This window comes from Erythrobacter sp. SG61-1L (assembly GCF_001305965.1).
Classification (GTDB): Bacteria; Pseudomonadota; Alphaproteobacteria; order Sphingomonadales; family Sphingomonadaceae; genus Andeanibacterium.
This window is the reverse complement of sequence record NZ_JXQC01000003.1, coordinates 1,778,050-1,798,407: the sequence shown is the minus strand read 5'-3', so window position 1 is coordinate 1,798,407 and position 20,358 is coordinate 1,778,050. Positions and strand designations below refer to the sequence as shown.

The following is a 20,358-nucleotide window of genomic DNA, read 5'->3' as shown; positions in this document are numbered from 1 at the left end:
CATGTCAGTTGCCTTCCCAGTCGGCATTGGCTCTCGAAATCACATATTGGTGGATCGCTTCGGCATCCTCGGTGGATAGCAGGTCGGCAAAGCTGGCCATGCCGTTCGCCTCGCGCTTGCCGCCGATCACGATGTCGAGGAATTCCTTGTGTGTTTCCGGCGACATATGCCGCAGATCCTTCACCCCGCCGCGCGCGGCGACGCCGTGGCACAGGGCGCAATTGGCGCCATAGAGCTGCTCGCCCTTGGCCACCATGTCCGGGCTGCCGGTCACCTTGGGCGGGGCCAGCAGTTCGGGAACTTCGCGCGACTGTTCGGGGAGCGGGGGCAGAGTGGCCTTGCCACCCAGCTTGAACACCAGCAGGCGCGGCTTGGACAGGAACAGCGCCGCATAGGCAGAGCGTTCCACATGGGCGAGCCCGCCGCCCCAGCCGACATTCACCGCGATATATTGCTCGCCATCAACCGAATAGCTGATCGGCGCCGCGATGGGCACGTTCTGCACCGGCAATTCCCAGAGCTTCTCGCCCGTCTTGGCGTTGTAGGCGGCGAAGGTCGCGCCGATGGTGCCTTCAAAGACGAGATTGCCCGCCGTCGCCAGCACGCCGCCACTGCCCTTGAGTGGGGATGGCACGCGCCAGACTTCCTTCTGGGTCTTCGGGTCCCATGCGGAGAGCCAGGCCTTGGAATGCTTGTCGGCATATTCGGTGATCGCCTTGCGCTCTTCCTCATAGCCGGTGTAGCTCGCGCCCGTGCCGGGGTTGGCCGGATCGAAGCTGGAAGCCGCGGCATAGCCCATGTAGGTTTCGGTCACCGGCAGATAGACCAGCCCGGTCAGCGGGCTGTAGGCCATCGGGTTCCAATTGTGGCCGCCGCCCGCGCCGGGCGAGACCAGCACAGGCTTTTCGCCATAGCGGGCAGCCGGATTTTCCACCGGGCGGCCGGTCTTCATGTCGACATGAGTAGCCCAGTTGATCGGCACGAATTTCTCCGCGCTGAGCAATTCGCCCGTCACCCGGTCGAGGATGTAGAAGAAGCCGTTCTTCGGCGCCTGCATGATCACCTTGCGCGTCTTCCCGTTCAGCGGGAGGTCGGCCAGGATCATCTGCTGGGTGGAGGTATAGTCCCATTCCTCGCCCGGCGTGGTCTGGTAGTGCCAGACATATTTGCCGGTGCGCATATCCAGCGCCACGATGCTGGAGAGATACAGATTGTCGCCGCCGCCGGGGCTGCGCCACTTGCGCACCCAGGGCGATCCGTTGCCGGTGCCGATATAGACCAGATGGGTTTCCGGATCGAAGGCGAGGGCATCCCAAACGGTGCCGCCGCCACCGGCTTTCCACCATTCGCCCGTCCAGGTTTCGGCCGCGCGTTCCATGGCCTCGTCCTCGAAGCCCAGCGAGGGATCGCCCGGCACGGTGTAGAAGCGCCACGCCATCTCGCCGGTTTCGGCATCATAGGCGCTGACATAGCCGCGCACGCCCTTTTCGGCGCCGCCATTGCCGATCACCACCTTGCCTTCATAGACGCGCGGGGCGCCGGTGATGGTGTAGTTCTTGGAATTGTCGACCGTCAGCGTGGACCAGACCTGCTTGCCCGTCTTCGCATCGAGCGCGATCAGCCGCCCGTCAAGCGTGGCGACATAGATATGGCCCTTCCACGCCGCGATCCCGCGCGAGACGATGTCGCAGCAGGCCAGGCGGCCGAAGCGCAGCGGCACTTGCGGATCGAAACGCCACAGCTGGCGGCCGGTCTTCGCGTCATAGGCAGTGACGATGTTCCACGGCTGGACGTTGTAGAGCACGCCGTCGATCATCAGCGGGCTGGCTTCCATCCCGCGTTCGGTGTCGATGTCGGCATACCAGGCAAGGCCCAGCTGGCTGACATTGCCATCGTTGATCTGGGTGAGCGGGCTGAAATGCTGCTCGTCATAAGTGCGCCCGCCGCTCAGCCACTGGCCGTCCTCGGGCGCGGCCATGCGCGCCTCGTCCACCCATGCGGGTGTGGAACCATGGTCTGCGCCGGCAATGGCCGCACCACCGGCCAGCATCAGCAGGGCAGCGGCCGTGCCGCGCCAGATCATCTTCATATTCATCGCACTCATGCAGGAGTTGGAAGGTCGCTTGAATCCGCCCAGAAACCATGGACCTGGCCGACGCATTTGAAAGGCATCTTCACGCGGGCCACGGGCCCGGCGCCTATGTCCTTGGTGTCGAACAGGATCAAGTCGCTGCGACCGGATTCTTTCTGGCTGCTGCCCATGCCGATCAGGTAGCCGTCGCCTTCCGGCGCGTCTTGCCTGCGGGGCACGAAAGTCATTTCGGACAGCGAATAATCGGCAACCTGCGCCACTTCGACCTTCCCTGTGTGGTGATCGAACATGGCCCAGCCTCCACCGCCGCCGCCCCGCGCGCCGGTGGTGTTCAGGAAGCCATAGCGATAGGGCAGGGTGTGGTATCGGTCATCCTGCCGGGCCAGCACGCCGGTGATCTGCGGATAGAGCGTTTCCACCTGATAGCGGTCATTCGTCTTGCTGGAGAGGTCCACGGTGAAGCGGCGGACATAGCCGGTGCCCTTCACCGGATCGAATGGCTCATGCAGGCTGGGGAAGAAGGGGAACTGGTTCCCTTCGCCGCCATCCATGTCCACCGTCACCTTGTCGCCATCGGTCCAAGCGCCCATCACATGGGTGCAGAAGAGGTTGGGGCCGGTGAACCATTTCAGATCCTTGCCGTCGCCGCCCCGACGCATGATGCCCAGATAGCAGGGCGTCTTGCTGTCGTAAGAGAAGTGGACGCCGCCTGCCTTGATCCGGTCCATGTCGGAGATCATGTTGGTGAGGTAGAGGATCACGTGCTTCTGCGTCACCGCGAAGTCGTGCATCATGCCTGCATAGGGCGCCTGCACCTTCACCTGCCAGTTGATGGCGCCGTTCCGGTCCGCCGAAAACACGCAGATATCCTTGGAACACAGGCCGTTAGCTTCGTAACCGAAACCGATATATTCGCCCGTCTCGGAATCGATCTTCGGGTGCGCCGTGTGCGTCTGGCTGTCCAGCTTTCCGCCGAAAGTGTAGTAATCGTCCAGCGTTTCCAGCGTGTTGGGGTCCATATAGACCGGCGGGCTGTCTTCCTTGAACACCAACAGCTTCTTGTGATGCACGAACAGCTGGGTGTTGGCCGTGCCGCGGCTGAGGCCCTCGACGCTGGGATCGTCGGTCAGCGGGTTGCGATACATGCCGAACAGCGAACGGCGCGCCTCGTGCTGCGCCTTCCAGCGCTGCGTCTTGGCATAGCGCGTGCGGTAATCGACATGCCCGTCCTTGATGCGGAACATCGAGACATGGCCTTCGCCGTCGAACATGATGTCGCCTTCATGCTCTTTCGGCTTGGGATATTGCGGATCGGGGCCGACGCGGAAGAAAGTGCCGTTAAGGCCGGAGGGCAGGGCGCCTTCCACTTCGCAATCGTAAAGGTCGATCTCGGCGCGGATATTGGTGCCCGGAGGGCCACCGGCAAAGGCGCGCGGATCGCTGGGGAAGTCTACCTGCGGCGCGGGGCCGGAAGGAGCGGCCGCACTGGCCGGTACGGCGGCGGCGCCCATGCCTGCAAGGGCCGCGCCCGTTCCCAGCGCCGCAGCACCGAGAAAATCGCGCCGGCCCGGATTGACCGGCGCCTGCGACTCATCGCGAAATTTCGACATGGCTTCTCCCCCGTGAATTTATGCGATCTCATTATCCCGCCTCGCTCGTTTGACAACCGCAAGCTGGCGGAAAATTCGGGGAAGGCCGGGCGTTTTTTGTATCGGGCCAGTCCGGCACCTCCAAATTGGAGGTAGATAGAACGAAAGGCGTCCTTTCCCTGCTTGAGCAGGCCCGCCGCCGCTCCATAGGCATTCGCCCGAGAAGGGGGATTTGGCATGGGCGCGGATCGGGCGCTGGGCTTTTTGTATGAAGCGTTGTGGACCGGACTGGTGATTGCCGGCCCGGTGCTGCTCGTCACTCTGATTGTGGGCCTGTTGATCTCGATCTTTCAGGTCGCCACCCAGATACAGGAAATCACGCTCAGCTATGTGCCCAAGACACTGGCGGCGGGCTTCACGCTGGTTGCGCTCGGCCCGTGGATGCTGGCGCGGCTGACCGATTTTGCCCGCTCGCTTTACATGATCATCCCCAGCCTGGGGCACTAGGCGGGCGGAGTGGAGGATCTGGCCCTTACTCTTGAGGCAGTGCTGCTGGTCAGCCTGCGGATCGTGCCCACGCTGGCTTTCGCGCCGCCGTTCACTTTGCTGCGCCTGCCCGTGCCGATCCGCCTGCTGCTGGCCTTGGCACTGGGCATGGCGCTGGTGGCAGGCAATCCCGAAGCGGCGCTGGGCGCCTTGCGGCAGGGGCAATCTCAGCTGTCGCTCGCCACGGGTGAATTGCTGGTCGGGATTGCCATTTCGCTGTCCCTCCAGATCGCCTTTGCTGCCATCCAATGGGCGGGCGGCGCGGCAGATATTCAGGCGGGTTTCGGCCTTGCGACCGTGGCAGACCCGACCACACAGGCGCAGATGCCGCTGGCGGGGACGGTATTCTCCTACGCCGCGGCCCTGATCTTCTTCACTTCCGGTGGGCCTTACGATCTGCTGGCGCTGTGGTCTGCCTCGCTGGAAGCTTTGCCGGTTGGCCATGCCTTGCGCAGCGGGGACATGGCGGCACTGGGCACATTGCTGGGCGCCAGCTTCACAATTGCCATGGGCCTCTTCGCGCTGGTGATGCTGGTGCTGTTCCTGCTCGATCTGGCCATCGCCTTCATGTCGCGCACCCTGCCGCAGATGAACATGTTGCTGCTGGGCTTTCAGGTGAAGTCCATCGCCATGCTGGCCACTCTCCCGGTGGCGCTGGCGCTCTCCACCGCGCTTGCCCTGCGCCTGCTGCGGCTGGCCATTGAAAGCGCGCCGCGCCTGCTGGGGGCCGGGGGCTGAGCATGGCGGAAGGGCAGGAACAGAACCGCAGCGAGGAAGCGACCCCGTTCAAGCTGCGCAAGGCGCGCGAGAAGGGGCAGGTCGCACGCGGCATGGACCTCGGCTTCATGGGCAGCCTTGCTGCGCTGGCCGTGGTGGTGCTGTTCGCGGGGCAGGGCTTCGCCGCCCGCCTTGCGCAGCTGATGCGCCTCAGCCTCACTTCCGGAATAGACCGCACGCGCGATCCGGCCGATGTGCTGGCCACTATCGGGGCGATCTATTGGCCCGCCTTCCAGCCGATCATCATTCTCGGGCTGGTGGCCATGGTGGTGCTGGTGCTGCTGGAAGTGCTGCAACTGCGCGGTTTCATCTTCACTACTGCCCCGCTGAAGCCGGATTTCAGCCGCCTCAATCCGGCCAAGGGCCTCAAGCGGCTGTTTTCCCTGCGGATGCTGAAGGAAACGGCCAAGAACATCGTCAAGCTGGCGGCATATACGGCGATCACCTGGCTGTTGATCGACTGGGCAGTGCGCACCCATGGCGACAGCATGGCGGATGCGGGGATGCTGGCGCGTGCCATGGCCGGCACGGCCACGCGCCTGTTGCTGGCGTTCCTGGGTGCGGCCTTTTTCTTCATGGTGATCGATCAGGTCATCGCCCGGGGCGAATTTCGCAAACAGATGCGCATGAGCCGGCGGGAGATCACGCGCGAGGCGAAGGAGCGGGAAGGGGAGCCGCGCCTCAAGCAGAAGCGCCGCCAGTTGCACGAGGAAATGCGCAAACAGTCCGAAGGGCTGGGCAAGCTCGACGGCTCGGACTTCCTCGTCGTCAATCCCGAGCATTTCGCCGTCGCCCTGCAATATCGCCCGGATGAGATGGAGGCACCCGTGGTGCGGGCCAAGGGGCGCAATCACTTCGCGCAATTGCTGAAGCGCAAGGCCCGCCTTCTGGGCCTGCCTGTCATCGCGGACCCGGCGCTGGCCCGCGCCCTGTTCCGCGAATGCGAGGCCGGGCAGCCCATCGGCGCCCGCCACTTCCACGGCGTTGCCCGCCATTACGCCAGATTGAGGCGAGATGCCGCCCAGCGGCAGGAGACCGGAAATAATGGGTAAGCTCTTCGGCAAGAACAAGGATCTGGTGCTGGTGATCGGCACGGTGATGATCCTGCTGATCCTCTTCTCGCCGATTCCTCCGGCGCTGCTGGACCTGGCGATCATCATCAATTTCGGCTTCGGTCTGACGATCATGCTGCTGACCTTCTATGTCAGGAAGCCGGTGGAATTTTCCACTTTCCCCTCGCTGTTGCTGGTCGCCACGCTTTATCGCCTGTCGCTCAACGTCGCGGCCACGCGCCTGATCCTGACCGGCGCGGATGCGGGCGACGTGATCGACGCCATCGGCCACTATGCCGTGCAGGGCAATTTCGTGATCGGGCTGGTGGTCTTCTTCATCCTGATCGTGGTGCAATATGTGGTCGTCACTTCCGGCGCGCAGCGCGTTTCGGAAGTGGCGGCGCGCTTCACGCTGGATTCCATGCCAGGCCAGCAGATGAGCATCGATGCCGATCTCAACCTCGGCCTGATCGACCAGAAACAGGCGATTGAGCGGCGCGAGGAGCTGGAGAAGGAAGCCAGCTTCTATGGTGCGATGGATGGCGCGTCCAAATTCGTGAAGGGCGATGCGATTGCCGGGATCATCATCCTGCTGATCGACATCGTGGCCGGGTTGATCGTGGGCGTGGCGCAGATGGGCATGGGCTGGGGCGAGGCGCTGGAGCGGTTCACTCTGCTCACCATCGGGGACGGGATCGCCACTCAGCTGCCCGCGCTGATCATCTCCATCGCCACCGGCATCATCGTCACCCGCTCGGCGGCGGACAAGGAGCTGAGCACCGAGATTTTCCGCCAGCTCGCCTCCGAACCGCGCATTCCGCTGATCGTGATGGCGGTAATGGGCCTGCTGATGCTGCTGCCGGGCATGCCCAAATGGCCCATCGCGATCCTGCTGGGCATCACCCTGTTCGCCTGGCTGCGCATCCGCAGGCTGCGCCGGGAAGAGGCGGAGGACATCGGGCGGGAGAGCGAGGAGGAACAGGCCCCCGCAGGCACCACGGCCCAGCCGCCGCTGGAAATCGCCTTCGGTGCCCGGCTGGCGGAGGCATGGGCGCATCGCAAGGCCCTGCTGCTGGAACGTATCTCCACCAGCCGCATTGCGCATGAACGCGCCTTCGGCCTTGCCTTCCCGGCAGTGCGCTTCGTGGAGAGCGACGATCTGGGCGGGCTGGATTACCGCGTGAACATCCACGGCACCACCTATGGCACGGGCCAGCTTCACCCGGACCGGATGCTGGCCATCGCCCAGAGCGACAATGCCCCGCGCCTTGCCGGGCTGGCGGTGCGCGATCCGGCCTATGGCATCGCCGCGACCTGGATTGAACCCGCCATGGCGAACGAGGCAGGGCAGGCGGGCTACAGCGTGATTGACCCGGAAACGGTGATGATCACCCATTTCGTGGAGATCGTGCGGATGGAGGCGCCCAGCCTGCTGACCCGCGCGGTAACCGGCGAATTGCTCGACGCCCTGCGGGAACGCCAGCCGGGGCTGGTGGAGGAACTGGTGCCCAACATCATGACCCTGTCCGATGTGCAGCGCATCCTGCAGAACCTGCTGCGCGAGCGGGTGTCCATCGCCAATCTGGACCTGATCGTGGAAACGCTGGTGGATGTCGGCCGGGCCGAGCGCGATCCGCTGGAACTGACCGAGAAGGTCCGCCAGGCGCTCAGCACCGCCATCTGCAACGGGCTGAAAGGCCAGAACGCGCAGCTTTCCGTCCTCAGCCTCGATCCAAGGCTGGAAAACCGGATCATCGCGGGCGCCGGCACGGCAGAGGCGGCGGCCCTGGGCATGGAACCGCGCCTTGCCGAACAATTGCTGCGCGGCCTTGCCCCGCTGGCGGAAGGGATGATGCGGCAGGGCAAGGCGCCGGTGCTGCTCTGCGCCGGGCCGATCCGGCGGCTGCTGGTGAGGCTGACCCAGCGTTCCATCCCGCAGCTTTCAGTCCTCTCGGTGGACGAAGTGCCGATGCGCATTGCGCTCCATTCATTCGATGTTGTTAAGGTGGAAGGCTAAGGGGAAGGGCGATGCAGGCAGAAACACAATCCCGGCTGGAGCTTCTGCTCTCTTACCTCGGGCACGATCCCGATAATCCCAACCTGCTGCGCGATTGCGCCGCCGCCGCGATGGAACTGGGCGATCTGGCCAAGGCGAAGCACCTGTTCGCCCGCCTGCGCGATGTTGGCGAGCTTACCGATGCCGACAGCAATCTCTGGGCCATCGCCGCCATGCGCAGTGGGGAGCCGGAACTGGCGGCGGAGACTTTCGCGGGCCTGCTGGAACGCAATCCCGGCAATCACGGCCTCGCCTTCAACCTCGCCTGGGCCAGGGCGCTGGCGGGGGACAATGAAGGGGCGCTGGCCCTGCTGAGCGAGGATTTGACCGAGGCGCTGCCGCAGGCCGCCCAGCTCGAAGTCCATCTGCTCCACGCGAGTGGCCTCTTCGATAAGGCAGAGCACCGTGCCCGCGCACACCTCGCGCAGCATGGCGATTATCCGCCCTTCGCCGCCGCCGTCTCCGTCCTCGCGCTGGATGTGGAGGATGAGGGACTGGCCCGCGCCATGGCGGAAAAGGGCGGCACCCATCCCGATGCGCTCACCACGCTCGGCACGCTCACTCTGGGCGATCAGCAGCCGGAAGAGGCGCGGGCGATGTTCGAACAGGCCCTCGCGCTCAGCCCCAATTCCCCCCGCGCCTGGGTGGGGCTGGGGTTGGCCGATCTGCTGCAAGGCAATGCGGCCACAGCGGGGGAGCGGCTGGATAAGGGTGCGGAGATTTTCGGCGATCACCTCGGCAGCTGGATCGCGGCGGGCTGGGCCTATCTGATCGCGGGAGACCTGCCCACGGCCCGCGCCCGCTTCGAACAGGCCGTGGCGCTGGACGGCACTTTCGCCGAAGCGCAAGGCTCGCTCGCCGTGGCGGAACTGCTGACGGGCCAGCGCGAAGAGGCCACCCGCCGCGCCGAAGTCGCCCTCCGTCTGGACCGCCACTGCTTCTCCGCCGCCTTCGTCCAGATCCTGCTGAATGCCGCCGACGGCAATCCCGAGCGCGCCCAGCGGATCATGGAAATGGCGCTCAAGCAGCCGCTAGGCGCGGATGGCCGGACGATTGCGGACGCGATTGCGCGGATGGCGCGGTGAGGGGGCATTCTGAACTGTCCGCTTTTTAGTGCTGCGCAGGTCGAAGCGGGCACTTAAGCGCGATAAGCGTGATGACCCGCCGTCGACCAGACTACAACGTTCGCCTTCATACGATCGACGTCAGCTCCCGCTGAAACCTGCTTTCGGCATATGTTTGGGCACAGCGCGGCGAACTGCCAATCGGGTCTCGGATCGCTGCTGCGCTTCCGTGATTTTGCGACGAGATCGATGCCCTCACAGTAGATGGTGACGACGCTTTGATTCGTAAGGTTGCCGAGTTTATCATGCAGGGAGGCGCGGAAGCGGATCGTTTCCGTCTTTTGATCAATCCGCCTGCATTATGATCGAGATGTTGGTGACAGGTGGCCAGTAAAACGCATAAGAAGAGCAGATGATCGAAGACCAAATCAAGAAGCTTGTCGAAGAGCATTATGAAGGCGGCGAAGCAGGCATATTGCTGCTGTCCCAGATCGGCATGCGACTGACCAAAGAAGGCTTGTGGCCGCCGGCAAATGACAAGCGCACGCTTTATGAAGCGGCCGAGGCAACGCCTGATATTGCGGTGGTTCGCGATGAGTCTGCGAAGTCATTCATTGCTGTCGTCAAGGCGGGGGAAGAGCAACGAGCTGTTCGCGCTATTGCTGACCGCCAGAAGCGCTATTTTTTGCGCACACTTCCTCGCGCCTTCCTGCTCGCCTTCACTCTGGACATCGCAGATGGGCAGGTCATGAGCGTCCGACTGGGGGCGAAGATCAGCTATCTGGCCGGTCCAGTCGCAGAAGAAGGGACAATCGTCGTCGATCAGGATCTTCGGCTGCCCGACCTGGATGTGAGTGACCTTGGAGAGTTGCCACAGGCTGATGTGGAGAAGCTCGACACGAACATTCGCGCTTGGTGTGAGCGTCATCATGTCGATCCCGATTCGCTCAGCCGGGTTCACAGCAAACCCTCATCGACGGCACCCAAGGCCTTGTCGACAACACAATCCAGTGCGCTTGAGCGACTCTATGCGGCGCAAGATCCCGAGGTCGCGAAGCGCCTTTCCGTCCCGATCGACATCGCGCTTGTACTGAGCCGCATGCCCTGATGGCTAAGCGTCACCAACGGCGTCGGCTTGTGCAATCGCGCGGCCCTCAGCCCATGTACGTTATTGCTGGCCTCCCCAAGGCCATTCACAAAGAGGCGATCGATCGCCTGCAAGCGAGGTTGCCGCACGCCATCGTGAAGGGTGTGCCTTCCCCGACGCCGGATGGAGCCTTGTATTCGACTGCACTGGTGAACCTTTTGACTCGCTCCATAGGTGAGTTCGCCGTGCGTCGGCGCACCAACGGAAACGCCCAGCCCACTCCGGCATCCATCACGCTTCTGTTCGTGCCGGCACCGGATCAGGAGGTACTGCTCCGGCGCTTCGATTTCGCACTGATGTCCGCACCGCTGTCAGCGCTTGTCGCGCGGGACGAGCACGCCAAGCAACTGCGGCACGACCGGGATGCAGTGGAGAAGACTCTAGTCGCGGCTGTCGCGGCCGCCGGAGAAGCGCGCATGAACCTCAATGAGGTCGTGCGGCGCCTTGGCTATCAGTCGGACAATGAGGCGCTGCTCCTGCCTCCAAGAAATTTCATGACGCAGGATGGTGATCTCGTGCCTGCCTTCACCGCGATCCGCCGGGGCCATCGGCCCTGGACGGACCGGCTGACAGAGTTGGGACCAACGCCACTAACCCATGACGACGTTCCCAAGCGCATCCGAGGACAGCAGACTCGCCGGGTATTTGTCGATGGTCGGGGCATGGCCTTCTTCATTGCCCATCCGCAGGCTTATGACGGCCCGCCGCGGGAAGTTGAGGACGGCGAGAATGCTGACGAGTTGCTCGATACCTTACGGGCGCTTTACAGATTTGGTGGAGCGGTCATGCCGGGACTGCATCATGACGCACAGCGTAGCGATGGCGCGGCGCTGGATGGGGCAGTTTTTGAATGCAGCACAAAGGGCAGGATCAGCGCCAAGGGCGAATATGCCAACGTCTATCCAAATGACTTCGTTCGCGTTGGCAATTTTACGGCGGTAGAATAGATAACCCGCCGACACTCTAAGGCGAGTGTGCGGCGATTATCCAATCAACACCCTATCGCTCATCAGCCGGTCGATGGACCGGAAGCCCATCGTTTCGCTCAGGTCGCAACCGAAGCGAAAGGTCCATGAAAGGACCAGCGGATCTTGAAGCCGTAGCTCCAGCGCTTTTTCCTAACTGCCGTTAGAATCCGCGCGATGCCCATAGGGGCATTAGATATGTGCCCTAAATGCCCATTATAATGAAAATGTCAATGGCGGAGGCTGCATGCATGCTTCGACTGGTGCCCGGCATCGTACAGACTGGTAGGGCGCGGGGCCCATCGTATCTAACCGCTGACACTCATTATGGTCGGGGGACGTTCGGAGGGCAGGCCAAGCTCCATCGATGATCGGTTTCGGCGAAATTGGACGTTTCCATTAATGGCGGTGACCGGCAGGAACGTCCCTGTTCGCGTCATCGAAACGGGGATGAACGATGGGCTGCTCATGGGGGGCTGGATCGGGAGCCTGAACATCCAAAATGTCGGCGCAGGCTGCCTTAGGAAACGCGATATTTGAAATGTTGCAATAAATCCTTTCCTACACACCCCAAAATCGCGTTTATCCTGCGCGATGGACAGCCTCATTTTCGCCTCGCCGAACGCCTCTCGCGGCCGCAGCAGCCCGGATTTCCGGGCCGCGCGCAGGCTGCACGAAACGGCAAAACGAAAGGTCACACCCAATCCAACAGGCAAGGCCGAAAAACCGCTCGAAACCGGGCCTTGCGGGAGGATCGGGCGAAAAGTTTCACCGGTCGTTCTGCGTCACTTTTGGGTGACACTTCACCCCCCGGATAAGGGGGGGCGGATCACTCGCGCCTCAAACCACCGGCCAGACCTGCTTGTCCGGCAGGCCGGTGCGGGCGATCACGGCTTTGCCGGCGCGGGTGGCTTCGGCGTAGAGCTTTTCCTCGTCGATAGTGGTGGAGCGGTGATTGTCGATCACGCGCTTGCCGTCGATCCATACGGAGTGGACGCCCCTGCCGTCGGCTGACCAGATCAGCTGGTTCACCACGTTGAACAGGGGCTGCCATTCGGGCCGCTGCGTGTCGTGGAGGACGAGGTCGGCCTTCTTGCCCACCTCGATCGATCCGATGCTGTCCGCCATGTTCAGCGCCTTTGCGCCGTTGAGGGTCAGCATGGTCAGCGCCTCATGCGCGGGGAAGGCGGCGGTGTCGCGCCTTGCGTCCTTGAACAGGGCCGCAACGAGGTAGGAGGCGCGCATCAGGTCGGAACTGTTGGAATTATTGTTGCCGTCCGTGCCCAGGATCAGGTTCACGCCCGCGGCCTGCAATTCGGGGAACTTGCCCGCCGGGGTAAGGCCATAGGCGCCTTTCAGCCCGGACATGGGGCAATGGGCGACATTGGCGCCGAAGCTGGCGAGGGCGGCCACTTCCGCATCGTCCAGATGGACGGCGTGGGTGAGGCAGACTTCGGGGCCGAGCGCGCCGATTTCGGCCAGATGCATGATCGGGCGGCGGCCCACATTGGCCAGATACCATTCGGGATCGGCCTCGACCGGGCTCATATGCGCAGCCACGCGCCCGCCCTTGGATTTGGCCAGCGCGACGGCGGCCTGCCACATCTCGTCGGTCGCGGTGACGTGGCCGACCAGCAGAGGCCATACGTCGATCCGGCCATCGCTGCCGGTGCCATCGCTGCCGGTGAGGCTGGCCACGGCTTCTTCCATGGCGCGGATGGCGGCGTCGGTCTTGGCTGTCTGGCTTTCGGACGGGTCGAAGGCGCGGTCTTCCGTCCATTTGCCGATGCGACCGCGAATGCCGCTGGCGTGCAGGGCCTCGGCCACCGGGCCAATATGGCGCACCGTGCCGCCTTCGAGGAAGGAAGTCGTGCCGGTGCGCATCATCTCCAGCGCGGCGAGCGTGGCGGAAGTTGCCTCCTCCTCCGGCTCCTGCGCCTGATAGAGGGGGACGAGCCATTGCCAGACATTCTCGTGCCAGCCCGTATCGTCAGGCACGAAGCCGCGCGTGATCGGCTCGCCCGTGATGTGGATATGGCCGTTGACGAAGCCCGGCGTCATCACGAAGCGGCTGCCGTCCACCACTTCCCTTGGCGTGACGAGGGGCAGGATGTCGGAGGTCTTGCCGACATGGCTGATCCGGTCCCCCGTGATGGCAATGGCGGCATCGGTGATGATCTGCCTTTCGGCATTCATCGTCACCACCATGCAATTGCGGATGAGGGTGTCGACCGGGGTGGGCGTGGGGGCGGTGGTGTCGGTCATCAGAACGGCTTGTCCCCTGCGATCTGGACCCGGAAGCCGGATCGGGTTTGCGGGAAGTAATCCCAGATGGCGGAATGCTGGACCGAGCGATTGTCCCACAGGGCCACCGAATGCGGCTTCCAGCGGAAGCGGCACTGGAACTGCGGCTGCTGCACATGCTGGTAGAGATAGGCCAGGATCGCATCGCCTTCCTCGCGGGGGAGGTTGTCGATCTTGGTCGTGAAGTCGTCATTCACGAAGATCGCCTTGCGGCCCGAAACGGGATGAGTGCGCACCACCGGGTGGGACGATTTGGGCAGTTCCGATCCGGGCGGGGCGATGTCGCCGAAATTGCGACGGGCATCATGCGTGGCGGTCAGCCCTTCCAGATAGGCCTTCATCTTGTCCGATAGCGCATCATAGGCGGCGAACATATTGGAAAAGGCCGTGTCCCCGCCGGTGGGCGGCACGGTGTGGAGATAGAGCGCGGAACCAAGCGGCGGCTCCGGGTCGCAGCTCATGTCGCTGTGCCAGGCTTCGCCCGCGACATATTTGGAATCCGCATCGGCATGGATGGCCACGATTTCGGGATAGTCCTTCATCGCCCAGGCCGCCGCCGCCTTGCCGATATGCAGCGGGCCGAAAATCCGCGCGAAATCGCGATGCGCCTCATGGCTCAGCACCTGATCGCGGAAGAAGATCACCAGATAATCGGCCAGCGCCTGCCGCAGGGCAGTCGCCATTTCCTCGCTCACCGGGCCGGTGATGTCCACGCCGGTGATGATGGCGCCCATATGGGGGGTGAGCAGTTCGACGTCGAAAGGCAGGTCCATCGCCAGGCGCACTCCATTATGTCCGGCGGCGAACTTGCCTTTGAAACTCTGACCTATCTTGATGGGCCGCGCTCAAATTCTTTCGGCCGCCGGGCTTGCGCATGTCGAAAGATTCGATAATTCTCGAAATATGGATTCGCTAGATGCGCTCGATGCCCTTTCGGCCCTTGCTCAGCAGACCCGGCTGGAGGCGTTTCGCCTGCTGGTGAGGCATGAGCCTGAGGGGCTGCCTGCAGGCGAGATCGCGCAGAAGCTGGATGTGCCGGCGAATACGCTCTCCTCCCATCTGGCCATTCTTGCCCGCGCCCGCCTGGTCACCGCGGAGCGGCAGAGCCGCACTATCCGCTATCGCGCCGATCTGGCGGGGCTGCGTGCGCTGATGGTCTATCTCGCGAAGGATTGTTGCGGCGGGAATGCGGAATTGTGCCGCCCGCTGCTGGCCGAACTGGATTATTGCTGAAGGATGCAAACCCAAATGGACGTCGTGATCTATCACAATCCCGAATGCGGCACGTCCCGCAACACGCTGGCCATGATCCGCAATGCAGGGATCGAGCCGCATGTGGTGGAATATCTCAAGACGCCCCCTTCGCGCGCCATGCTGGAAGGGCTGATCGCGCGGGCAGGGATCGCCCCGCGCGCCCTGCTTCGCGAGAAAGGCACGCCCTATGCCGAGCTTGGGCTTGGCAATCCGGGCCTGACCGATGCCCAGCTGATCGATGCGATGATGGAGCATCCGATCCTGATCAACCGCCCATTGGTCGTCTCGCCTTTGGGGGTGAAGCTGTGCCGTCCTTCGGAAGAGGTGCTGGACCTGCTGCCTGCCCAGCAGGGCGCCTTCACCAAGGAAGATGGCGAACAGGTGGTGGACGCCGCCGGTAATCGCATTTCCGGCTGAGGGACACGTCATGACTGCAATTGCCGGGCGGGAACGCCTTTCGTTCCTCGATCGCTATCTCACCTTGTGGATATTCCTTGCCATGGCGCTGGGCGTGGCGCTGGGATCGACTTTTGAAGGGCTGCCCAGGGCTATCGAGAGACTTTCATGGGGCAGCACCAATATACCCATCGCCATCGGCCTGATCCTGATGATGTTCCCGCCGCTTGCGAAGGTGAAATATGAGGAACTGGGGCGGGTGTTCCGCGATACGCGGATTCTGGGTCTGTCTTTCCTGCTGGCCTGGATCGTCGGCCCCGCGCTGATGTTCACGCTGGCGGTCACCTTCCTTGGCAATTCGCCTGAATATATGACGGGCCTGATCCTGATCGGCATCGCGCCCTGCATTGCCATGGTGCTGGTGTGGAACCAGCTGGCGCATGGCGATCCGCAATATGTCACCGGGCTGGTGGCGTTCAATTCGCTGTTCCAGATCTTCTTCTACACGCCCTATGCATGGCTGCTGTTGACTGTGCTTCCGCCCGTGTTCGGGCTGGAGGCGCATGTGGTGAATGTGGAATTCGCCACTATCGCCAAGGCAGTGCTGACCTATCTGGGCGTGCCCTTCGCGGCAGGCTATCTGGTGCGGCGCACACTGATCGCCCGTAAGGGCCGCGATTGGTACGATCAGCGCTTCCTGCCGGCGATCAGCCCGGTCACGCTTATCGCGCTGCTGTTCACTATCGTCGCCATGTTCAGCCTGAAGGGCGGAGAGATTCTGGCCCTGCCGATGGACGCCGTGAAAGTGGGCGTGCCGCTGGTGATTTTCTTCGTCACCATGTTCCTGCTCAGCTTCGTTCTCTCGAAACTGGCGGGGGCCGATTATCCGCGCGCCACGGCGCTGTCCTTCACGGCGGCGTCGAACAATTTCGAGCTGGCGATCGCGGTTTCCATCGCGGCCTTCGGCCTCGCTTCGCCGGTTGCCTTTGCGGCAGTGATCGGCCCGCTGGTGGAGGTGCCGGTGCTGATCGCGCTGGTCAATGTCGCCTTGTGGATCGGCCGCCGCTGGTTCGCCGATACGATGCCGGATGGAGGGCGCACATAATGAACCGCCTGCGTGACCTGCCCGATCCGGTAAGCTTCCCGGCGCTGAAGCCGGAATATCTCCACCGCTCGCCCGCAACCGGGCTGGGCGCCCTCGATCCGCCGCCGCGTATCCTGCTGCTTTATGGCTCGCTGCGCGAACGCTCCTATTCGCGGCTGGCGGTGGAAGAGGCTGCGCGATTGTTGCAATTGTTCGGCTGCGAAACGCGGATTTTTGACCCGTCCGATCTGCCTCTGCCCGATCAGGTGCCGGGGGACGATCACCCTGCGGTGCATGAACTGCGCGAGCATTCGCTCTGGTCCGAAGGGCAGGTGTGGTGCAGCCCGGAACGACATGGCCAGATCACCGGGGTGATGAAGTCTCAGATCGACCATCTGCCGCTCGCCTATAAGGGCCTGCGCCCCACTCAGGGGCGCACGCTCGCTGTGATGCAGGTCTGTGCCGGATCGCAGAGCTTCAACAGCGTGAATAGCCTGCGTATCCTCGGCCGCTGGATGCGGATGGTGACGATCCCCAATCAGTCGAGCGTGGCGAAAGCCTATGAGGAATTCGACGAGGCGGGGCGGATGAAACCCTCCAGCTATTACGACCGTATCGTGGACGTGATGGAGGAACTGGTCCGCTTCACCGTGCTGATGCGCCCCCATGCGGAGCAATTGGTGGACCGCTATTCCGAGCGAAAAGATCGCGGCGAGCCGGTTGATACCCCAGTGGAGGCTGCGGGGCTGGCTGGCGGGAGTGCTGGGCAGGCTAGTCGTTCCCGCTGAGCCTGTCGAAGGGCGAAAGGGGTGTCTGCTGACGACAGCATAGCGGATACTGGCTCGACCAGCTAAAGCTAGCCGATGAATAAGACGGGTTTCGACGCTCTAATGCATACATCGTGTGTTGTTTGGGGCTTCTGCGGGTGCATGAAGCACGGGCAGCGCCTTCATGTTACGACGCTCATTCCTCCAAGCGGACCTGTTCACGCTTCTCAATTTGTCGAGTGGTTATTGTTGGCAGACAACATTAATCCAAACCTGCCCGAATATAGCCGTCACAAAGCCGCGCTTACTGCCGCCTTTGTGGCACACATGGGTGGCGAAGTTGTTGACGCCTCTTCCCTGCGCTGGAGCGACTGTGGGCAGGACATGGATCAACCGGACTTCAAATATCGAGGCAGAATAGCCGACAACACGGATGATGTGACAAACGCCCGCTAGCCACCCCAAACAGCCTCCGCACACCCCTAAGCCCCTCGCACCCCCTTCAGCGCCTCGGCCAGCATCCCCGCCGCTTGCGGATCGCTCGCGATGATACGGTGAACCTCGCTCGCCATGCGCTGGAAGGCTGGATCGTTTGCTGCACCCTCGCCGAATTCATCGACCAGCAGAGCGGTTACCAGAGTGCGGGCGAGGTCTTCGTCCGAGAGATCGTCGGTCCGCAGCACGGCTTCCACGCGCCCGGCGGCGGGCGGGCGGCGCTGAGGGCCGCTGGCGGAAGGTGCGCTGCCCTTGCGGGAGCGGGAGGATTTGTCGAGGCGTTGCAATTGCTCGCGAAGCAGCAACAGCACCTGATCGACATTGGAGATGCGGGTCATTTCTTCCGCCCCGTCAGTGCCGGGTGGGTCCGCCGGAGAACTGGCCGAGCAGCAGGGACGTGGCCGACAGATCGGATTCCTCGCCCTCGGAAGCCGCCGCGCCGCCGGACTTCATCGCCCTTTCGCATTCGGCCATCAGCAGGCGAATGTCGCCATTGAGCGGCTCGTTTTCCCGGTTGAGCGCGATCCCTTCGCGCATACGGGCAAGGGCTGGTTCGAACTCGTCGCGCACCAGATGGGTCAGCCCCTCCACGAATTTGCGCAGATAGGAATCTTCCGGCAGGCGCATGAGCGGGCCCCAGCTTGAAAGCGCCTTGTCCACCTCGCCCGACGTCAGTTCGAAGAAGCCGAGTTGATAGCGGGCAATGGCGAAGTCAGGCGCCAGTTCCACCGCGCGGGCCAAGGCTGCATGAGCTTCCTGCGGCGGCTTGCGCCCCGCAAGGATCGATCCGCGCATGAAGTGCAGCCGCGGATCTTGGGGAAACCGCTTCAGCATGGCGTCAACTGCGGCCAGATCCTCCGTATCGCTGGCCTGCATCTGCCTGACCAGCAAAGCCATATCTTCGTCGCCGCATAATTCCATCTTCACTTCTCCTAGCGCAGTTTTGCCGCCAGCCCCCGGAGCCTGTCCAGCGCGGCTTTGTGAATTTGCGATACGCGCCCCTTGCTGATGCCCATCAGCAGGGCGATCTGCTGAAAGCTCACGCCGTTGCGGTAGTGCTGGCCGATCACGAATGCCTCCCGTTCGGGCAGGCTATCCATCAGATCGCGAACCCGGCCCTGCAATTCCCGCCAGGCGAGGCTTTCATAGGGCGTAGGGGCAGGATCGGCCACTTCCTCCATTTCCCGCGCCCGGTCCCCTTCCAGCATCAGCCCCAGCGCGATTGTGGCGGAAAGGGCAGACAGGGCCGCGATGGGATCGGAAATGGCGTCCTGCCCCTGTTGCAGCGATTTCAGCCGATCGCGCTCCACGCGCTGGCGGAAACGATAATAGGCTGCCGCTTCGCTCGCCTGCCCAAGGTGATTGGCGATATGGCCGTTGATACGGATGCGGGCGAATGCCTCGAAAGGCACACCACGCACGGCCTCGAAACGCTCAATCGACTGGATCAGCGCTTCATAAGCCAATTGCTCCACATCGCCGCGATCGTAATTGCCGGGTGCCCGGCGAGTGAATTGCCGGGCGGCGAGTTGGGCTGCAAAAGGCCGATAATGCTCGAACAGCCGCTGGCGGCCTTCCTGACTGCGCGCCTGTGCGAAATGGCGCCACAGGGCGGCTTCCACACGATCAGGCTGCAGCAGCAGGTCCACGCCTCGCAGAGCGTCCCTGCGGCCGCCTGATCTGCGCACCGTCATGTAAAACTGCCGAGCAACCCTTCCAGCACGAGGCTCCAGCCGTCGATCAGCACGAACATCAGGACTTTGACCGGCAGCGAGATGGTTGCCGGGGGCACCATCATCATGCCCAGCGACAGCAGGATGCTGGCCACCACCAGATCGATCAGCAGGAAGGGCAGCAGGATCACGAAGCCGATGGTGAAGGCAACTCGCAGTTCATTGAGCATGAAGGCGGGCGTCAGCTTCAGCAGTTCGACATCCTGCGGCGTGGCGGGAAGGGGGCTGCCTGACATGCGATAGACCATTTCAAGGTCGCTCTCGCGCGTGTGGGCCAGCATGAAATCGCGCAGCGGGCCAGAGCCCCCGTCAATGGCCTGTGTCAGCTCCTGTGTGCCGTTCAGCAGCGGTTGGAGGCCCTTCTGGTTCACTTCGGTGAGCGTTGGACCCATGACAAAGGCGGTCATGAACAGGGCGAGGCTGGTCAGCACCGCGTTGGGCGGCGTCTGCGGCATGCCGAATGCGTGGCGGACCATGGCCAGAACCACCACGATGCGGATGAAGCTGGTGGTGCTGATCAGAAGTGCGGGGATGACCGCCAGCACGGCCAGGATCACAGCGATCCGCACGGCTTCCGTCGTTTGTCCGCCTGCCGCAGTGGCAGCGAATGCAGGGCTGGCCGTGGCTGCGGCACACACAGCAATCCCCCAAAGGATTGGTCGACCAGGGCGCATCATTGCGGCCCTTTCAGAACCGTGGTGCCAGCCGGAGTGAGGACAAGCAGCCATGTCTCGCCATCGCACTCCACCAGACACAGATCACCGTTGGGGCTTGCCCGGCGGGTTTCAATCACGCTGAGGCGCCTTGCCGGGCCACCGGTGCGTCGTTCCAGCAGGGCGATTGGCAAAACCGGCCCGCCGCCGCGCTGGTGCCGCCGCAACAGCAGCACAGCGCCAAAGGCGACGGCAATGCAGAATGCGAAGGCCAGCACCAGTCTCAGCCAGGGAACATCCGGCGCAGAACCTCCTGTCAAACCTTGCGCGACAGCAGGCGCAGGCAAGGCAAGTAACAGGGCAATGGCGGCGATGCGCGGCATG

Annotated in this window: 21 protein-coding genes; 12 read left to right on the top strand and 9 right to left on the bottom strand. The window is 63.1% G+C overall.

Features of this window, described 5'->3' with window-relative positions; genetic code table 11:
• Positions 1 to 4 precede the first annotated feature (4 nt).
• Positions 5 to 2,104 (bottom strand): PQQ-dependent dehydrogenase, methanol/ethanol family, encoded by a 2,100-nt coding sequence (locus tag SZ64_RS09205; RefSeq protein ID WP_054530550.1) that lies wholly within the window; start codon positions 2,102 to 2,104, stop codon positions 5 to 7.
• Entirely contained in the window at positions 2,101 to 3,702 is a 1,602-nt protein-coding gene (locus SZ64_RS09200) for a carotenoid oxygenase family protein (RefSeq protein ID WP_054530549.1), read from the bottom strand. The genes SZ64_RS09205 and SZ64_RS09200 overlap by 4 nt, the downstream gene beginning before the upstream one ends.
• Positions 3,703 to 3,918: 216 nt before the next feature.
• Between SZ64_RS09200 and fliQ the strand changes: the two genes are divergently transcribed.
• The 7 genes from fliQ (at position 3,919) to SZ64_RS09165 (ending at position 11,270) form a co-directional block, all read left to right on the top strand.
• A complete protein-coding gene (fliQ, locus tag SZ64_RS09195) occupies positions 3,919 to 4,188 on the top strand; it encodes a flagellar biosynthesis protein FliQ (protein WP_054530548.1) in 270 nt (89 codons plus the stop codon).
• A 9-nt stretch (positions 4,189 to 4,197) separates the two neighbouring features.
• Positions 4,198 to 4,965 (top strand): flagellar biosynthetic protein FliR, encoded by a 768-nt coding sequence (locus SZ64_RS09190; protein WP_082384497.1) that lies wholly within the window; start codon positions 4,198 to 4,200, stop codon positions 4,963 to 4,965.
• Between the two features lie 2 nt (positions 4,966 to 4,967).
• On the top strand, positions 4,968 to 6,056 hold the full coding sequence (locus SZ64_RS09185) for an EscU/YscU/HrcU family type III secretion system export apparatus switch protein (RefSeq protein ID WP_054530546.1): 1,089 nt from the start codon (positions 4,968 to 4,970) through the stop codon (positions 6,054 to 6,056).
• Positions 6,049 to 8,073: a flagellar biosynthesis protein FlhA gene (locus tag SZ64_RS09180; protein WP_054530545.1), complete on the top strand. Its 2,025-nt coding sequence runs from the start codon at positions 6,049 to 6,051 to the stop codon at positions 8,071 to 8,073. The genes SZ64_RS09185 and SZ64_RS09180 overlap by 8 nt, the downstream gene beginning before the upstream one ends.
• 11 nt (positions 8,074 to 8,084) lie before the next feature.
• Positions 8,085 to 9,197 carry a tetratricopeptide repeat protein gene (locus SZ64_RS09175; protein ID WP_054530544.1) on the top strand — a complete coding sequence of 371 codons (1,113 nt, stop codon included), beginning with the start codon at positions 8,085 to 8,087 and terminating at the stop codon, positions 9,195 to 9,197.
• Between the two features lie 391 nt (positions 9,198 to 9,588).
• Entirely contained in the window at positions 9,589 to 10,284 is a 696-nt protein-coding gene (locus SZ64_RS09170; RefSeq protein WP_054530543.1) for a hypothetical protein, read from the top strand.
• 53 nt (positions 10,285 to 10,337) lie between these two features.
• Positions 10,338 to 11,270 carry a hypothetical protein gene (locus tag SZ64_RS09165; RefSeq protein ID WP_054530542.1) on the top strand — a complete coding sequence of 311 codons (933 nt, stop codon included), beginning with the start codon at positions 10,338 to 10,340 and terminating at the stop codon, positions 11,268 to 11,270.
• An 858-nt stretch (positions 11,271 to 12,128) separates the two neighbouring features.
• On the opposite strand, the gene SZ64_RS09160 is transcribed toward SZ64_RS09165, so the two are convergent.
• The gene (locus tag SZ64_RS09160) at positions 12,129 to 13,553 is read right to left on the bottom strand and encodes an amidohydrolase family protein (RefSeq protein WP_054530541.1); all 1,425 of its coding nucleotides are present in this window, start codon (positions 13,551 to 13,553) and stop codon (positions 12,129 to 12,131) included.
• Entirely contained in the window at positions 13,553 to 14,365 is an 813-nt protein-coding gene (locus SZ64_RS09155) for a TauD/TfdA family dioxygenase (protein ID WP_054530540.1), read from the bottom strand. The genes SZ64_RS09160 and SZ64_RS09155 overlap by 1 nt, the downstream gene beginning before the upstream one ends.
• Positions 14,366 to 14,495: 130 nt before the next feature.
• Here SZ64_RS09155 and SZ64_RS09150 point away from each other — a divergent pair, with 130 nt between their 5' ends.
• The 5 genes from SZ64_RS09150 (at position 14,496) to SZ64_RS18570 (ending at position 17,549) form a co-directional block, all read left to right on the top strand.
• Positions 14,496 to 14,825, top strand: a complete 330-nt coding sequence (locus SZ64_RS09150) for a metalloregulator ArsR/SmtB family transcription factor (RefSeq protein ID WP_054530539.1) — start codon at positions 14,496 to 14,498, stop codon at positions 14,823 to 14,825.
• A gap of 15 nt (positions 14,826 to 14,840) precedes the next feature.
• Entirely contained in the window at positions 14,841 to 15,263 is a 423-nt protein-coding gene (gene arsC / locus SZ64_RS09145) for an arsenate reductase (glutaredoxin) (RefSeq protein WP_054530538.1), read from the top strand.
• 10 nt (positions 15,264 to 15,273) lie between these two features.
• On the top strand, positions 15,274 to 16,347 hold the full coding sequence (gene arsB, locus SZ64_RS09140) for an ACR3 family arsenite efflux transporter (protein ID WP_054530537.1): 1,074 nt from the start codon (positions 15,274 to 15,276) through the stop codon (positions 16,345 to 16,347).
• The gene (arsH, locus tag SZ64_RS09135) at positions 16,347 to 17,114 is read left to right on the top strand and encodes an arsenical resistance protein ArsH (protein ID WP_054530536.1); all 768 of its coding nucleotides are present in this window, start codon (positions 16,347 to 16,349) and stop codon (positions 17,112 to 17,114) included. The genes arsB and arsH overlap by 1 nt, the downstream gene beginning before the upstream one ends.
• A 141-nt stretch (positions 17,115 to 17,255) precedes the next feature.
• Positions 17,256 to 17,549, top strand: a complete 294-nt coding sequence (locus SZ64_RS18570) for a hypothetical protein (protein ID WP_156313589.1) — start codon at positions 17,256 to 17,258, stop codon at positions 17,547 to 17,549.
• 26 nt (positions 17,550 to 17,575) lie between these two features.
• Here the strand turns inward: SZ64_RS18570 and SZ64_RS09130 are convergent, their stop codons facing one another.
• The 5 genes from SZ64_RS09130 to SZ64_RS09110 form a co-directional block, all read right to left on the bottom strand.
• The gene (locus SZ64_RS09130) at positions 17,576 to 17,926 is read right to left on the bottom strand and encodes a hypothetical protein (RefSeq protein ID WP_054530535.1); all 351 of its coding nucleotides are present in this window, start codon (positions 17,924 to 17,926) and stop codon (positions 17,576 to 17,578) included.
• A gap of 13 nt (positions 17,927 to 17,939) precedes the next feature.
• Entirely contained in the window at positions 17,940 to 18,509 is a 570-nt protein-coding gene (locus SZ64_RS09125) for a hypothetical protein (RefSeq protein ID WP_156313588.1), read from the bottom strand.
• An 11-nt stretch (positions 18,510 to 18,520) separates the two neighbouring features.
• Positions 18,521 to 19,282 (bottom strand): sigma-70 family RNA polymerase sigma factor, encoded by a 762-nt coding sequence (locus tag SZ64_RS09120; protein WP_054530533.1) that lies wholly within the window; start codon positions 19,280 to 19,282, stop codon positions 18,521 to 18,523.
• Positions 19,279 to 19,890, bottom strand: coding sequence for a flagellar type III secretion system pore protein FliP (gene fliP, locus SZ64_RS09115; RefSeq protein WP_241773013.1), 612 nt, complete (start codon positions 19,888 to 19,890; stop codon positions 19,279 to 19,281). The genes SZ64_RS09120 and fliP overlap by 4 nt, the downstream gene beginning before the upstream one ends.
• A gap of 104 nt (positions 19,891 to 19,994) precedes the next feature.
• The gene (locus tag SZ64_RS09110) at positions 19,995 to 20,357 is read right to left on the bottom strand and encodes a hypothetical protein (RefSeq protein WP_054530532.1); all 363 of its coding nucleotides are present in this window, start codon (positions 20,355 to 20,357) and stop codon (positions 19,995 to 19,997) included.
• Between the last annotated feature and the right edge of the window lies 1 nt (position 20,358).

Excerpts from the sequence above, each read along its gene's own strand:
- SZ64_RS09205 (WP_054530550.1), bottom strand. The coding sequence starts at position 2,104 with ATGAGTGCGATGAATATGAAGATGATCTGGCGCGGCACGGCCGCTGCC.
- SZ64_RS09200 (WP_054530549.1), bottom strand. The coding sequence starts at position 3,702 with ATGTCGAAATTTCGCGATGAGTCGCAGGCGCCGGTCAATCCGGGCCGG.
- fliQ (WP_054530548.1), top strand. The coding sequence starts at position 3,919 with ATGGGCGCGGATCGGGCGCTGGGCTTTTTGTATGAAGCGTTGTGGACC.
- SZ64_RS09185 (WP_054530546.1), top strand. The coding sequence starts at position 4,968 with ATGGCGGAAGGGCAGGAACAGAACCGCAGCGAGGAAGCGACCCCGTTC.
- SZ64_RS09180 (WP_054530545.1), top strand. The coding sequence starts at position 6,049 with ATGGGTAAGCTCTTCGGCAAGAACAAGGATCTGGTGCTGGTGATCGGC.
- SZ64_RS09175 (WP_054530544.1), top strand. The coding sequence starts at position 8,085 with ATGCAGGCAGAAACACAATCCCGGCTGGAGCTTCTGCTCTCTTACCTC.
- SZ64_RS09170 (WP_054530543.1), top strand. The coding sequence starts at position 9,589 with ATGATCGAAGACCAAATCAAGAAGCTTGTCGAAGAGCATTATGAAGGC.
- SZ64_RS09165 (WP_054530542.1), top strand. The coding sequence starts at position 10,338 with ATGTACGTTATTGCTGGCCTCCCCAAGGCCATTCACAAAGAGGCGATC.
- SZ64_RS09160 (WP_054530541.1), bottom strand. The coding sequence starts at position 13,553 with ATGACCGACACCACCGCCCCCACGCCCACCCCGGTCGACACCCTCATC.
- SZ64_RS09155 (WP_054530540.1), bottom strand. The coding sequence starts at position 14,365 with ATGGACCTGCCTTTCGACGTCGAACTGCTCACCCCCCATATGGGCGCC.
- SZ64_RS09150 (WP_054530539.1), top strand. The coding sequence starts at position 14,496 with ATGGATTCGCTAGATGCGCTCGATGCCCTTTCGGCCCTTGCTCAGCAG.
- arsC (WP_054530538.1), top strand. The coding sequence starts at position 14,841 with ATGGACGTCGTGATCTATCACAATCCCGAATGCGGCACGTCCCGCAAC.
- arsB (WP_054530537.1), top strand. The coding sequence starts at position 15,274 with ATGACTGCAATTGCCGGGCGGGAACGCCTTTCGTTCCTCGATCGCTAT.
- arsH (WP_054530536.1), top strand. The coding sequence starts at position 16,347 with ATGAACCGCCTGCGTGACCTGCCCGATCCGGTAAGCTTCCCGGCGCTG.
- SZ64_RS18570 (WP_156313589.1), top strand. The coding sequence starts at position 17,256 with ATGAAGCACGGGCAGCGCCTTCATGTTACGACGCTCATTCCTCCAAGC.
- SZ64_RS09130 (WP_054530535.1), bottom strand. The coding sequence starts at position 17,926 with ATGACCCGCATCTCCAATGTCGATCAGGTGCTGTTGCTGCTTCGCGAG.
- SZ64_RS09125 (WP_156313588.1), bottom strand. The coding sequence starts at position 18,509 with ATGGAATTATGCGGCGACGAAGATATGGCTTTGCTGGTCAGGCAGATG.
- SZ64_RS09120 (WP_054530533.1), bottom strand. The coding sequence starts at position 19,282 with ATGACGGTGCGCAGATCAGGCGGCCGCAGGGACGCTCTGCGAGGCGTG.
- SZ64_RS09110 (WP_054530532.1), bottom strand. The coding sequence starts at position 20,357 with ATGCCGCGCATCGCCGCCATTGCCCTGTTACTTGCCTTGCCTGCGCCT.